General features: G+C 60.7%; 9 protein-coding genes. 5 read left to right on the top strand and 4 right to left on the bottom strand.

Going from position 1 to position 14,025, the window contains the following annotated elements; translation table 11 throughout:
- The first annotated feature begins 169 nt into the window (after positions 1-169).
- From ABK249_RS08440 to ABK249_RS08425, 4 genes are all read left to right on the top strand, one after another.
- Positions 170-1,885, top strand: coding sequence for a hypothetical protein (locus ABK249_RS08440; RefSeq protein WP_348862570.1), 1,716 nt, complete (start codon positions 170-172; stop codon positions 1,883-1,885).
- Between the two features lie 116 nt (positions 1,886-2,001).
- Positions 2,002-4,068 carry a hypothetical protein gene (locus ABK249_RS08435; protein ID WP_227703419.1) on the top strand — a complete coding sequence of 689 codons (2,067 nt, stop codon included), beginning with the start codon at positions 2,002-2,004 and terminating at the stop codon, positions 4,066-4,068.
- Positions 4,069-4,079: 11 nt separating this feature from the next.
- Complete coding sequence (locus tag ABK249_RS08430) at positions 4,080-6,245, top strand: type I secretion system permease/ATPase (protein ID WP_227703420.1); 2,166 nt, start codon at positions 4,080-4,082, stop codon at positions 6,243-6,245.
- 14 nt (positions 6,246-6,259) lie between these two features.
- Positions 6,260-7,600 (top strand): HlyD family type I secretion periplasmic adaptor subunit, encoded by a 1,341-nt coding sequence (locus ABK249_RS08425; RefSeq protein ID WP_037148314.1) that lies wholly within the window; start codon positions 6,260-6,262, stop codon positions 7,598-7,600.
- Between the two features lie 158 nt (positions 7,601-7,758).
- Here ABK249_RS08425 and ABK249_RS08420 read toward each other — a convergent pair whose 3' ends face one another.
- From ABK249_RS08420 to ABK249_RS08410, 3 genes are all read right to left on the bottom strand, one after another.
- Positions 7,759-8,526: a transporter substrate-binding domain-containing protein gene (locus ABK249_RS08420; RefSeq protein WP_052182746.1), complete on the bottom strand. Its 768-nt coding sequence runs from the start codon at positions 8,524-8,526 to the stop codon at positions 7,759-7,761.
- Positions 8,527-8,601: 75 nt separating this feature from the next.
- Entirely contained in the window at positions 8,602-9,519 is a 918-nt protein-coding gene (locus ABK249_RS08415) for a succinylglutamate desuccinylase/aspartoacylase family protein (protein ID WP_227703421.1), read from the bottom strand.
- Between the two features lie 89 nt (positions 9,520-9,608).
- Positions 9,609-11,132, bottom strand: a complete 1,524-nt coding sequence (locus tag ABK249_RS08410) for an ABC transporter substrate-binding protein (protein WP_227703422.1) — start codon at positions 11,130-11,132, stop codon at positions 9,609-9,611.
- A 398-nt stretch (positions 11,133-11,530) separates the two neighbouring features.
- On the opposite strand from ABK249_RS08410, the gene ABK249_RS08405 reads away from it, so the two are divergent.
- Complete coding sequence (locus tag ABK249_RS08405) at positions 11,531-13,027, top strand: ABC transporter substrate-binding protein (RefSeq protein WP_227703423.1); 1,497 nt, start codon at positions 11,531-11,533, stop codon at positions 13,025-13,027.
- A 50-nt stretch (positions 13,028-13,077) separates the two neighbouring features.
- Here the strand turns inward: ABK249_RS08405 and ABK249_RS08400 are convergent, their stop codons facing one another.
- On the bottom strand, positions 13,078-14,019 hold the full coding sequence (locus ABK249_RS08400; RefSeq protein ID WP_227703424.1) for an acetamidase/formamidase family protein: 942 nt from the start codon (positions 14,017-14,019) through the stop codon (positions 13,078-13,080).
- Between the last annotated feature and the right edge of the window lie 6 nt (positions 14,020-14,025).

Here is a 14,025-nt window from a genome sequence, read left to right as displayed (position 1 = left end):
TAGAGGAGGAGACGAAAAACAGACATCATGGACAAAGAGCCGGCTGATGGCCGCGTCAATGCGCGCCCTATCGCCTCGATTAAGCATGTTTGCTTCAACAGCGACGAACAAAGGCCTCCAAAGAAGATGAATGGTGGTCGTGGCGTCGCTCTATTTAAAGGACAATGTCATGGCAAAGCGTAGCTTTTACGATCTGTTCGACGATGACAGCCAAGAACAGCAGCAGCAACAGCAAGAACGCCAACAGCAGGAGCAGCAAGAACGCCAGCAGCAGCAGCAGTCGTCCGATCAGGGCCAGGGCCAGTATCAGGGCCAGAGCAGCGAGTCGGTCAATCACAACGGCAACGGCAACGGCAACCTGAACCTCAACGGCAACGGCAGCCTCAACCTTAACGGCAACGGCAGCCTCAACCTTAACGGCAATGGCAACGCTAACCTCAACGGCAATGCCAACTTCAACGAAAATGTCAGCGAGACGACCGTCGATGTAACCGTCGATGTAGAGCTGGATCTTGACGAGTATCTGCCGGAGGACAACGATTTTGCCGATATCGACAACAGCGATATCGACGGAATGTTCAACATCCGCATCGACGATGTTCTGAACGACGCCTTGACCGGCGCCGGCAACGACGTCGCCAATGTCATCTCGCAAGTCGCCAACATCCAGGACAATGATCATCTCGGCAGCGCGTCTGTCAACAATGGCGGCTCCTTCGATCTTGATGCTCATCCGGACGGTGGCATTGCGATCGCGTCGGAAGGCATTGGCACCGATACCGCTGGCGGCGACGGCGGCGGCAATGCTGACGCCAACGGCGGCAACGGTGGAAGCGGCGGCGCAGCCCTTGGCGGCTTTGCCCTTGGCGGTATTGGCCTCGGCGGCCTGGCGGCAAGTGTAGCGGCCGGCGGTGAAGGCGACGGCGGAGATGCCGATGGTGGCGATGCCGACAGCGGTGAAGCTGACAGCGGCGAAGCCAATGGCGGAAACGGCAATGGTGGTCGCGGCGGAAACGGCGGCGACGGTCTGGGCCTCGGCCTCGGCCTGGGCCTGGGCCTCGGTGCTGGGCTGGCATTTGCCGGCAATGGCGACGAAGGTGGTGATGCCGATGGCGGAGACGCCGGAGATGCCGGAAATGCCGATGGCGGCAACGCAGGTAACGGCGGTACCGGCGGCGATTCCACCGGCGGCGATGCGGGCGCTCTCGTCGGCGGCAGCCTCGGCTTCATCAATCCGATCTTCGTCAACAATGAAAGTGGCGAAGGTGGAGACGCTGGCGACGGCGGAGACAGCGAAGGCGGCGAAGGCGGCGATGCCGATGGCGGAAACGGTGGCGTTGGCGGATTTGGCGGCTCTGGCGGTGCCGGCGGCGACGCCCTCGGTGCAGGCCTCGGCGCTGGGTTCGGTGCAGGTGCCGGTAGCGGTGCCGGCGGCAATGGCGCCGCAGGCGGTGCTGGTACCGGCGGGGCCGGTGTCAGCGGCGCTGCGACCAGTGGCGATGCCCTGGGCGGTGATGCCCTGGCATACGGCGGCGAGGGCGGAGACGCCCTGAGCGGCGCCTGGGCCGATGGAACCGGCGGCGGTGCGGTCGGCGGCTGGGCAATCGGCGGCTCTGGTGCTGCGGGCGGCATGGGCGGCATCGCCACCACCGGCTTCGGTGGGGCCGGCGGGGACGGCGGCACATGGGGCTCGAGCAATGGTGACGACGGTTTCGTCACCGGCACGAGCAGCGCATCGGCCGATGCCTTCGTCGAGACGCATGCCTTCAACCAGGAAATCGTCCTCGGTGCAAACCTGCAGCAGAACGCGATCGACATGACGGTCGTCGGCGGCAGCCTCACGAGCACCGTGGTCGGCGAAGACGGCGACGAAAGCACATCCTGAACCATAGCTCAACTCCGCTCATTGGAGCGGGAGCACGCCATGGACTGCGCATCGCTGCGCAGTCCAACCTTTGCTGAGTTTGATCAGCAGGCAATGTCGACACAAGGCTCCATGTCATGACGGCGATGGATCAGATTACCGACGAAATTGCGCATTTCATCGGCCTCTTTCACATGAGGATCGAGGAGGCCCGCCTGCGGGACGCTTATCCCGATTTCTCCTATCACGCCCAGAAGAGCAATCTGCATTCCCAACCGGTGGCCCTCTCGGATTTTGATGCGCCGTATGAATTTATCGGCTTCGATCCGCAAATCTCCTACAAAGCGCCGATTTATCTGAGGCCGATCGATCACACGAAGCCTCTGTCATGGCATGATCGTTCTTCAATCCCGTCTGTCGAGGATGTCTCCCCCGCCCCCCCGCCGTATCATCCGGAAAAAGACCTGCCCGGACATCATACCGGTAGTCCGGCCGAGATGCTGACGATCGAGCCCCCCGGTTCGGTCGCAAATTACATTGTGCAGGCAGCGTCGCTTTCCGATGACGACAATTTCAACGTCGGCGGAAGCAATATCGAGTTCAATCCGCAGCCCGTCAGCGATCAAGACCTTTTGGATGCTGCGGATGAGGTGTTCTCCCAAGCGCCGATCGACGGTCTCGATATGCCGGCTACCAATGTCGAGCTCATCGAGATCATCAACAACGTTGCGTCTCAACTCAAGGCTCTGGCGAACGTGACCTCAGGAGGGCCGACAAATATCTCCGTCCAGCAATCCGAGGCGATCGAAGGCATCTATGTGAATGGCGAGATTGTCGAGGAGACACCCCAGCTGGAAGACTACCATTCTTTCGGCGAGGAAGCCCCTGAAGACGAGAACGCAGGCAATGCGACTGACGGCGGCGAGCAGGACGAAATTGCCGATGGAGACGCCGAGGAGGATGACGGTCAGCCATCCAATGTCGTCATTTCCGAAGATGGTTCTGTCACTGTCAAGAACTCCGTCGAGCTCGTCGCAGGAAACAACACAGCCGTCAACGAAGCCGTGATCCAAAATCTCTGGACGGCGGGAACCGTTACGGCAGTCGTCGGCGACCATGTCGAAGTCAATACGATCGTTCAGACAAATGCCTTATGGGATACGGATTCCGTGACCTCCGCCGTCGATAACTGGACGAGCGAGGACACTGCGAACGAGGTTTTCAATATAGCGACCTTCAAGCGAGACGATCCGCTGGAGGATGCTCCAGACACGGAGGCAGCCGCGGGAGGGTTTCCCGCCGCCTGGGCCGTTGCCGAAATCCAGGGCGATCTGCTGATCACCAACTGGCTCGAGCAATATGTGTTCATGTCCGACAACGATGTCGGTGTCCTATCCGCATCAGGCACTACGACGCAGGTCATTGCCGGAGACAACACCAGCGCCAACCAGACATCGATTTTCGAGCTCGGATTCTCCTATGACCTCATAATCGTGGGCGGCTCCCTCTATGACGCCAATATCATCCACCAGACGAATGTGTTGATCGACAACGACGTCGTCGGCGCGGTCTCGGGTTTTGAAACCAGCGGCGAAGGAGGCATCGCCAGTTCAGGCAATCTGCTCTGGAACCAGGCTTACATCCAAAATGTGGGGGGAGCCGACCGCTTCGAAACGTTGCCCTCCGCGTATCTGGACGCCGCGAACGATTTCGCGGCGGGGAATTATCAGCTGTCCAGCGGCGTTCTCACGGATCCCATGTTCGCCGATCTCCCCGGATTGCGGGTTCTCTATGTCAGCGGCGACCTGCTGAACATCCAGTATGTCAGCCAGACCAACATTGTCGGAGATAGTGATCAGATCGCGCTCGCCATGAATGCGATCGATCCCCGCGCCGATGCCACATGGTCTGTTTCAACCGGTGGCAACGTGCTGATAAACAAGGCCGCCATTCTGGATCTCGACTCCTTCGGTCAAACCTATGTCGGCGGTGGGCAATATTCCCAGGAAACACTCTTTCAGGCGGAACTGATTTCACATCAGCCGGAGCTCCTTACGCGGAATCCGGATGCACTCGTCAACGAGGCGGTGGTCTTCCTGGACGAAACGATGCTGGAAGGGGACTACGAGGCACCGGGCATTTCGATGCCCACAGATCATGACGGGCACTATCAAAACGACGGATTACAACATGTGCTCGGATAGAGGGGGGAAGCATGTCGGACACACAAAGGCGGGCAGAACGCCTGCAGGCTTCGGGTCTTCGGGACCCACAAATTAGCGATGAGGAAATCTATGCAACGCTGGAGCGCGCCGTGGAAGACTGCCTGAAGCTGTCAACAAATAACGCGGCGACATCGGCAACAATATCTCGACTGGACCCCAAGGACACCCCGCAGAATACCTCCAAAAAGGAGGAACACACCGGAAATGCTGAGGTCGTGCCCTTGCCGACAGCAGACAACGTCACCGAAACGGAAATCGGAATTCAATCCAGAACACCGGCGCGGGAAGCCCCCCAAGCGAAGAGCCCCGAGGGCATGATCACCATCGATGGCGACACAGGCCCTCTCCGGATCGACAGCAGCACAATCGGCAAATCTCCTTCGTCAGGCGGAGGCACCGGCTCGGGCAACGGCGGCACACCATTTCACAAGCGTCTCGCACCCATCGATTTTTCGGCAAGTCTGAGGGCCGGCATCAAAGCCGTGCGTGTGAATTTGGGCATCGTGATGCTGTTTACTGTTGCAAGCAACATCCTGGTGCTCGCGATCCCGGTCTATCTGTTCCAGATATCCGACCGCGTTCTTACAAGCCGGTCGATCGATACTCTGATCATGTTGACTGTTGTGATCGTCGCCGCCGTCATCCTGCAAGCGGCATTCGATGCGCTTCGTCGCTTTATTCTGATGCGCACCGCAGTGGAAGTCGCAGCGCAGCTGGGCGCTCCGATCCTCAGCGCTGCCGCCCGAGCATCCCTCTACGGAAACGGGCGTGAATATCAAATTCTGAACGACCTGCAGCAGGTCCGTTCCTTCCTGGTGTCCAGAACGCTTCTTTCGTTCCTCGACGCACCGATCGCACCGCTGTTCGTCCTGGCCGTATTCCTGATTCACCCGCATCTCGGATTTATCGTGGTCCTGACGGCCGTGTTGCTGCTTATCTTCACCCAACTCAACCAGCGCATGACGGCGGAACCGTTTTCGGAGGCAAATACCGCACAGGTGAAAGCCAACCTGCATCTGGAATCCATGTCCCGCAACTCGCAGATCATCAATGCTCTCGCGATGATCCCCGAGACAGTCCAGATATGGGGCAAGGATACAGCTTCATCCCTGAAGTCTCAGGTCATCGCGCAGGATCGCAACATCACCATCGCCGCTATTTCAAAAGCCTGCCGGCTCCTGACGCAGATCGCCATGCTGGGCTGGGGCGCGTTCCTATCGGTCGAAGGTGAGATCACTGGCGGGATGGTGATCATGGCCTCCATCATCGCCGGCCGTGCGCTGGCGCCGATCGAAGGCGCCATCGATGGCTGGAATCAGTATAGTCAGTCCCGGGCCGCCTATGGCCGCATAGCGACGCTTTTGACGTCGTCTCCCTTCAATTTCGAGCGGTTGAACCTTCCCAAGCCTGAGGGGCGACTGGATGTCGAAAGGCTGCTCTATGTGCCGCAAGGCACGAAACGCGTGGTGCTCAACGGCATATCCCTCTCCCTCCAACCGGGCGATTCCCTGGCGATCATCGGTAATTCCGGCGCGGGAAAGACGACCCTTGGAAAAATGCTTGTCGGATCGATCCTGCCGACATCGGGCAACGTCCGGCTGGATCTCATGGACCTGCGCAACTGGGACCAGCGGCAGTTCGGCGAGAACATCGGCTACCTCCCGCAGGACGTGCAGCTCTTCCCCGGCACGATCAAGGCCAATATCGCACGCATGCGACAGGACGCGAACGATGAGCAGATCTACCGTGCGGCCATGCTGGCGGACGTTCATGAGATGATCGCAAGCCTGCCCCATGGCTATGAGACTGTGGTCGCAGCCGACGGCGCGCCTCTCTCGGGCGGCCAGAAACAACGCATAGCCCTTGCCCGCGCGTTTTTCGGGGATCCCCATCTGGTCGTACTCGACGAGCCGAATTCCAACCTCGACAACGCCGGCGATGCCGCGCTGCTACGGGCGCTCCAGCATGCCAAGGAAAACAAGATAACGGTTGCGACGATCACCCAGCGGCCGGCGCTTTTGAACAACGTGGACAAGATCCTCCTGCTCGTCAACGGTACGGTTGCCTTGTTCGGCACGCGCATGGATGTCCTGAAGGCTATCGAAGCCCGGGGGATCAACCTCAACACCGGCTCTTTCGGTCATCAACTGCAATAGGGGGAGCGGAAATCATGTCTTCCGTTGCAAAAATTCACGATCTCGAATGGTATGAAGAAGTCCCAAGATCGGTTTGGAAACAGACCTTGGCCGGTCTGGTTCTCCTGATCGTCGCCTTCGGCGGTTTCGGCACCTGGGCTTCGACCGCCCCGCTCGCGGCCGCGGTCATTGCTCAGGGCAGCTTTGTTGCAACAGGCCGCAACAAGGTCGTGCAGCATTTCGAGGGCGGGATCATCAAGGAACTGCTGGTGAGTGAAGGCGACCAGGTCGTCGAAAACCAGCCGCTGGTCAAACTTGACGAGACCGCCGCGCTTTCGAAGAGGCGGGAGATTTTCCTGCGGCGTATCAGGCTGGAAGCAACCGCGGCGCGTCTTGTTGCCCAGGCTGAAGGCACTGATGTCATCAAAATCCCGGATATCCTCGGCGACTTCAAGAATGACCAGGATGTCTCATCGATCTTGCTGACCCAGCAACTCAATTTCAAGGCCCAGCGCGTTAAATTCGCGACCGAGCTTTCCTTGCTGCGGCAGAACATGAAGGCGCTGGAGTTCCGGAGCGAAGGCTATACCCGACATCGCGACGCAATCTCCCGTCAGCTTGTTTTGCTGGGGGAGGAGTATGAGACGAAGAGAGGCCTGCTGGCCAAGGGCCTGCTTCGGGCAACAGAGGTCAAGGCGCTTCAGCGTGCAATGGCGGATGCTGAGGGACAGATCGGAAGGCTCAACTCCGAAATCGCTGAAACGGGCGCACAATTGCTGAAGGCCCAGCAGGAAGTAGCCCATGCCGAAGAGGCTTATCGGGAGGATGCTCTTGATCGGCTGCAATCCATCCAGGGTGAGCGGGACGCGGCCCGGGAACAGTCGCGCGAGGCTGATGACATTCTGCGTCGCACGACCATCGTCGCGCCCGTCTCCGGCACCATTGTTCGGACCTATTACCATACGACCGGTGGCGTTATCGAAAGCGGCAAAGGGATCATGGAGATACTACCCGCGGGCGTGCCGCTGATCATCGAGGCGAAGGTTCCCCGCAACGAGATCGACAATGTGAAGGTCGGTCAAAAGGCGACCGTTCGGCTCACCGCATTGAACCAGCGGACGACGCCGATCCTGAACGGCGAGGTGTTCTATGTTTCCGCCGACGCGCTGGAGGACAGCAAGGCCGGCGTTGTCAACCACGACGTCTATATCGCGCGCATCCACCTTTCGTTAGACGAAATCGCCCGCGTAAGGGGCTTCACCCCGCAACCCGGGTTGCCGGCGGAGATCATGATCCAGACTTCGGTCAGGACATTCTTCAGCTATATCGTGAAACCGATCACCGACAGTATGTCGAGGGCATTTTCCGAGCGTTGAAGTTGGCCCCCTAGCGGAAGTCAACACGCAGAGCTTCGATGGTTCCGATGAGAGCAAAAAGCAGCCCGCCGACGCGGGCTGAGGAGTGCTGAACTCCCGGCAGGAGCTATAGAACCTCGATTTCCGCCACACGGATCCAATCCGGTCAGGATTGCGCATCAGGCGCCCGGCGGTGCCACGGGCGCGTCCGCAAAGCCCGCGTCGTCGAGCGCCTTGCGGACGAGGCCCGAAGCCTTCGCCTCTTCCAGGAATGCGCTGACGAAAGCGAGAGCGGACGGCTTGCCGTGAGCGACGGCGATCGCAATGCCCGTCTGCTGGAAGCCGCCGTCGAGGACGCGGGCGCCCGGAAGTTTCGCAAGCAGCGTTCGGAAGGCGTCGCGGGAAAGCGCCAGGGCCTCCGCCTTTCCCTGCAGCAGACGATCGATGGCTTCGGCGATCGTTTCCACTGCTTCGGGGACTGCCGTCTTGAGGGAACGTGCGGCGCTGCGGATCGTCGTCGTATTGGCGATGCCTATGACGCGCACGCCTTCCCGGTCGACCTCTTCCAAGGTTGTGATGCCCGACGAGGCGGTCACGAGATAGGTGCTTTCGAGGACGTAATAGATCGGACCGAAGGCGACGCGCCGGCGCCGTTCGTCGTCGATCGGCATGAAGCTCACATCGATCGTTCCGTTTTCGACCGCATCCGTACAGGCGCCGGAATTCGGAAAGTTGACGATCTCCACCGCGACACCGAGCCTTGCGGCGAGCGCCCCGCCGATATCAAGGGTTACGCCGCGATAAGCCTGGCTCCCTGCATCAAAGACGGCGAACAGGGCCGATGGTGCCGGTGCGGCGACGATGCCGATCCGCAGGCTTCCCGTCGGGGTGAGTTCGAGGAGCGCGAGATCGTCGCGGGCGACCGCGTCCGTGGTGGTCGATGACATGGAAAGACTCCCTTGGCAGATCCACAGGGCGCGGCAAGCCCCCTTCCCCATAGAAGGAAGATCGAGGCGTCATCTTCAAACCGGCGTGCCGACGCCGAGCAACGCTTCCTTCTCGTTCACCGACAGGCTCGTCAGCCGGTAGAGAATGAAGCCTTCCTTTTTAGAATGGATGCTGACCAGCACCTCGCCGAACACGGTCCGGATTTCGCCGAGCAATTCGCCCTGGGCGACCGGTTCGCAGAGATCCTTCCGCGGGTACCAGAGCCCGGTCGCGGGCGCTACCGGCACCCACATCGTCACGACGTCGAGCGGCGTGACCGGAGCCGCGCCTGGCAGCATGCCGATATGCCGCATGACGCCACGAATGCCGTCCGTCATCTGGGCGACGGTCGCGTCTCCCCATAGCCCGTTGCCGCTCACCTCCGGCAGGATGCTCGGGACTCCGAGCTTGTGGGCCGCATCCACTGTATAACCGGCTCCGCCGGTCGCGACGGCGACCGGAATGCCGAAGGCGGCCGCAAGCGCCTTCGACTTCTCGCATCCGGCGGGAAAGATCGTGAAGGGCTGAAGACCTTCGTCGAGGTCGCCGCCATGGCAATCGACATAGGCGTCGGCTTTCGGAAACACTTCCGTCACCAGCCAATGGGCGAGGCGCTCGCTGGTCGTGCCGTCCGGCCTGCCGGGGAACATGCGGTTCAGGTTCTTGCCGTCCTGCGGCATGATGTAGATGTTGCGCTTGCGGAACGCCTGCGTGTTGAGGATCGGCAGGATCAGCAGCGTCCCCTTGATCTCCACCGGCCTCGTCTGCATCAGGCGGACAGCCGCTTCGATCGAGCAATATTCCGAGCCGTGTACGCCGGCCGTGATCAGCAGGCAGGGACCCGGCTCGGCGCCTTCAATGATGGCGAAGGGGATTTCGAGTTCCTCCGTCGGACGGACATAGCCGAATTCCACACGCGGCTTCCCGCTACGAAGAGCTGGCAAGACGTTCATCGAACAAAATCCTCAAAGCGATTGAACCTGCTCGGCGAAAGGCGCTCGAGCGCCTTCCGTGAAATCGGCGTCTCTCCCGGCGGAGCTGGTCAGCTCTTCCTCACCCCCTGCAGCCGGATAAGCCCGTCCGGATAAGGAACGAAGCCGTCGACATTGCTGCGTGCCGCCCAGATCGACTTGTAGTGATAGAGCGGGATGAACGGCACGTCGGTGAGATAGATGCCGACGCTTTGCGCATAGAGCTTGGCGCGCTCCTTTTCATCGGTGACCTGCCGCGCCTGGGCGAGCAGCTTGTCCAACGCGGGATTGCAGTAGCGCCCCCAGTTCAGAAAGCCGTCGCAGGCGACCCACGGGCTGATATTGCCGTCCGGATCGGGCCGCCCGCTCCAGATCGCCATCGAGGCCTGATATTTGCCGGCATCCGAATTGGCGGCGAGCGTCGAGGATTCGAGCGACTGGATCTTCACGTCGAAGCCGGCCTCGGCAGCCATGACCTGAACCATCTGGCCGACCTGGGCGAGCGTCGGGCTGTTGGCGACGGAAAGCGTGAAGGACGGGCTCGTCACCCCCGCTTCCGCAAGCAGCATCTTCGCCCTGGCGACATCGCGGCCCTTCAGTGCGTGGGTCGGGTCGTAATAGGGCGCCCCGACGGGCTCCGTCTGGTTGGCCGGCGGGAACAGGCCCTCATAGACAACCTCGCTGATCGCGCCGCGATCGATCGAAAGCTCCAGCGCCTGGCGCACCTTCGCATTCCGGCCGAGCGGATTGTCGGCGCTTTCGCCATGGGCGATGTTGATGGAAATGACGTCGAAGGCAATCGATGGCCCTTCGATGGCCTTGACGCCCCTGTCGTCCTTGATCGCCGCGACATCGCTCGGCGACAGCCGCTCGATGAGGTCGAGGTCGCCGGAACGCAGGCTGAGCAGGCGCACGGCATCGTCCGGGATCATCCGGTAGGTGACGGAATCGAGCGAGATCGCGTCCTTGTTCCAGTATTGGTCGAAGCGCTTCAGAGTGATGTGGTCCTGCGACACGCGCTCCACGAACTGAAACGGGCCGGCGCAAACGGGATGCGCTCCGATATTGGCGCTGTCTTTTGCGAGCGCCGCCGGCGACATGATCATGCCGGCTCGATCGGCGAGCACGCTGACGAGTGGCGCATAGGCCTGGCTGAGCTTGATCGCCACGGTCAGCGGATCAATGACATCGACGCTCGCCACCGGCTTCAGCTCGGTCTTGCGCCTGGAGATCGGATCGGTGCGGTAGCGGTCGAGATTCACCTTGACCGCAGCGGCATCCATCGGCTGCCCGTCGTGGAAGACCACCTGATCGCGAAGCTTGAGCGTCAGCGTCAGACTGTCCGGCGACCATGACCAGGACGTGGCGAGTTGCGGCTGGAACGTGCCTTCGGGTGTCGTATCGATCAGCTTGTCGCACAGTGCCGCGAAGATCACGCGGCCGGCAACCGAGCCTCCTGTCGCGGGGTCGAGAGCATCCGGATCGGCTCTGAGGCCGATCTTCAGGTCTGCCGCCGAAGCGGAAGCGGTGACGAGAATTGCGGCAAGGAAAGCGGACATCGATCCGATGTCGCGCCGCCCGGTCATGGAAATCATGGACAATACCTCTCTCTTGTTTGCGGAAGGTACCCGCTGCCGGAAAGCAGCTCTAAAATTGTACTAGCATAAGAGAACAGCAATGCACAATCTCGTGCATTGCCCATTTTATGGGCTCTATCACTGTTGTTCTTTTAGAATTTTCTTGGTCATTTTTGGAAATCATCCGATAAAAATTTGAAATCGACGAAACGACCGGTTCCTATTGACATGCTCAACCGCCTGTTCTGTTATAAAGATGTATAACGATTATAGATTTTGAACCGACTCAGATGTCCTTCCGGTCCTTCACGGCGCCACCGGAGTCACCTCCCGCCCGGCCCGCCGGAAGAAGGCCGGCAAGGAACATCGGACCGGCACCTTCCTGGTGAAAAACCAGCAACCAGAGGAGAATGAAAATGAGATTTTCGTCGCTGCTGCCTGCCGTGATGACTGCATTCATCGCGGCCGGCGCCCAGGCCGACGACCTGAAGATCGGTCTGCAGGACGATCTTGACGGTCTCGACCCGGCCCGCTCGCGCACCTTCGTCGGCGAGGTCGTATTCGAATCCCTGTGCGACAGCCTCGTCGCCATAGGGGCCGATCTCGTCGTCAAACCCGAACTCGCCGAAAAGTGGTCGTGGAACGCCGACGGCACCGAGCTGACCCTGACGCTTTTCCCGAACCTGAAATTCCATGACGGCAGCGCCATCGATGCTGCCGCCGTCAAGGCCAATCTCGACCGCGCCGTCACTTTGCCCGACAGCATGCGCAGATCGGAATTGCAATCGGTCAAAGGCGTCGAGGTGGTCGACGGTCTGACGGTCAAGATCATGCTGAAGCGGCCGGATCCGACCCTGCTGCCGCAGCTTTCCAACCGTGCCGGCATGATGCTGTCGCCGGCGAGCTTCGAGAAAGCCGTGACCGCGCCCTCCTGCTCCGGCCCCTACAAGTTCGTCGCCCGCCAGCAGAACTACAAAATCGACCTGGAGAAGTTCGCCGATTACCGCAACGCGGCCGACTACCATTTCGACAAGCTGACATTCATGATCATCCCGGACACGACTGTCAGGCTCGCGAACCTCAGATCGGGCGCGCTCGACATGCTCGAACGTCTCGCCCCCTCCGACATTCCCTCGGTCAAGGCGGACGACAAATTGCAGCTCGCGCAGGTCACGAGCGTTGGCTACCAGGGCATGACGATCAATGTCGGCAACGGTACAACCCGCGCCAAGGGTCTGCTCGCCAAGGACAAGCGCATCCGGCTGGCGCTCGAACTCGCCATCGACCGCAACGTCATCAACGACGTGGTAGGCTCGGGCATCTTTCAGCCGGCGCAGCAGCCGTTCACCGGCGTCAGCCCCTATCACAACAAGGACATCAAGGTAACGGCCCGCGATGTCGCCAAGGCGAAGTCGATTCTCAAGGAAGCGGGCGTCGAAAAGGTTTCGTTCGAACTGCTCTTCGCCAATTCCACGACCAGCCAGCAGGTCGCCGAACTCATCCAGGCCATGGCGGCGGAAGCGGGCTTCGACATCAAGCTGCGCGCCGTCGAATTCACCTCGATGCTCGCCCAGACCCAGAGCGGCGATTTCGATGCCGTGCTGACCGGCTGGTCGGGTCGCTACGATCCGGACGGCAACCTGCATCAGTTCGTCACCTGCAAGGCATCGCTCAACTATGCCGGCTTCTGCAACGAACAGGTCGACAAGGACCTGAACACCGCCAAGGTGACGGCCGATTTCGAGACCCGAAAGAAGTTCTATGACGACGCCCAGTCGATCCTGCAGGACCAACTGCCGATCATCTATCTCTACCACCAGCCATGGCCTTTCGTACTTGCCAAGAACCTGAAGGGCTTTACGCCACTGCCGACCGGCCTGATCAGCATCAAGGGCATGACCAGGGCCTCATAGGTCCCGGTCTGATCCTCCCGGAAGGGCCGGCAGCAGGCCGGCCCTTTCCCTCAGGCCTCCCGGTGGACGAGCTTCTTCGCCATCATCATGTGAATGCCCTTGCAGCCGTTGACCGTCTGCGTGACGCGCAGGTCGCCGGCCAGGCTGCAAAGCGTGTAGGCGTCTTCCCGCGACAGCCGGCCCTTCTCGCCGAGCAGCACGATCATGTCGCGCAGCGCCATCACAGCGCACTGGTCGAGGTCCGGGTCCATGCCCATGGTGATGTAATGGGTCGGCGTCTCGGCGCGGGGATAGACGAAATCGAGGTCGTCGCGCACGGTCATCTGGAACGTGCCGCGCAACGCTGTCTCGATCGCCGTGATGCAGACCTCGCCGTCACCTTGCGCACCGTGACCGTCGCCGCAGGAAAACAGCGCGCCCTCGTTGAAGATCGGCAGGTAAAGCGTGGTGCCGGCGACGAGTTCCTTGTTGTCGATATTGCCGGCATGGGCACGCGGCATGATCGAGGTGATGCGCCCCCAGTTCGGAGGTGGCGCGACACCCATGACGCCGAAGAAGGGCGCCAGCGGCAGGTCGAGGCCCCATGGCAGGCGCGCGACCCCCTTCTCCGCGTCGAGCGGAATATTCAGCAGCCGCGAAGTCTCGAAATCATAGGGCAGCGTGCCGGCAAGCGGGCGGATGACGTTATAGCCCCAGTCCTGGCGGAGCTCGATATCGAGGATCTTCACTTCCAGCACATGGCCGGGCTTGGCGCCCCGCACCCCGACCGGACCGGTGAGAATATGGCCCTGCATGATCGGCAGGCAGTTCTCGTGGATCTCGAGATGTTCGGGAAGGATGGTGAAACCCTCCTTCGGCAGCACTTCCGGCGGGCCGGAGACGGTCTCCATCACCACCGTATCGCCGCTGTCGATTGTCAGCACAGGCTCTCTGGCGGGATCGAAATAACCCCAGGCACAATTGGTCGAGGATGCCGGCACTTTATATAGCATGGCTTT

Origin of the sequence: Neorhizobium phenanthreniclasticum (assembly GCF_040066075.1) — a bacterium.
Classification (GTDB): domain Bacteria; phylum Pseudomonadota; class Alphaproteobacteria; order Rhizobiales; family Rhizobiaceae; genus Neorhizobium; species Neorhizobium petrolearium.
Note: the sequence above shows the minus strand (reverse complement) of the source record. Positions and strands in the feature narration are given on the sequence as shown.

Excerpts from the sequence above, each read along its gene's own strand:
- ABK249_RS08440 (WP_348862570.1), top strand. The coding sequence starts at position 170 with ATGGCAAAGCGTAGCTTTTACGATCTGTTCGACGATGACAGCCAAGAA.
- ABK249_RS08435 (WP_227703419.1), top strand. The coding sequence starts at position 2,002 with ATGACGGCGATGGATCAGATTACCGACGAAATTGCGCATTTCATCGGC.
- ABK249_RS08430 (WP_227703420.1), top strand. The coding sequence starts at position 4,080 with ATGTCGGACACACAAAGGCGGGCAGAACGCCTGCAGGCTTCGGGTCTT.
- ABK249_RS08425 (WP_037148314.1), top strand. The coding sequence starts at position 6,260 with ATGTCTTCCGTTGCAAAAATTCACGATCTCGAATGGTATGAAGAAGTC.
- ABK249_RS08420 (WP_052182746.1), bottom strand. The coding sequence starts at position 8,526 with ATGTCATCGACCACCACGGACGCGGTCGCCCGCGACGATCTCGCGCTC.
- ABK249_RS08415 (WP_227703421.1), bottom strand. The coding sequence starts at position 9,519 with ATGAACGTCTTGCCAGCTCTTCGTAGCGGGAAGCCGCGTGTGGAATTC.
- ABK249_RS08410 (WP_227703422.1), bottom strand. The coding sequence starts at position 11,132 with ATGATTTCCATGACCGGGCGGCGCGACATCGGATCGATGTCCGCTTTC.
- ABK249_RS08405 (WP_227703423.1), top strand. The coding sequence starts at position 11,531 with ATGAGATTTTCGTCGCTGCTGCCTGCCGTGATGACTGCATTCATCGCG.
- ABK249_RS08400 (WP_227703424.1), bottom strand. The coding sequence starts at position 14,019 with ATGCTATATAAAGTGCCGGCATCCTCGACCAATTGTGCCTGGGGTTAT.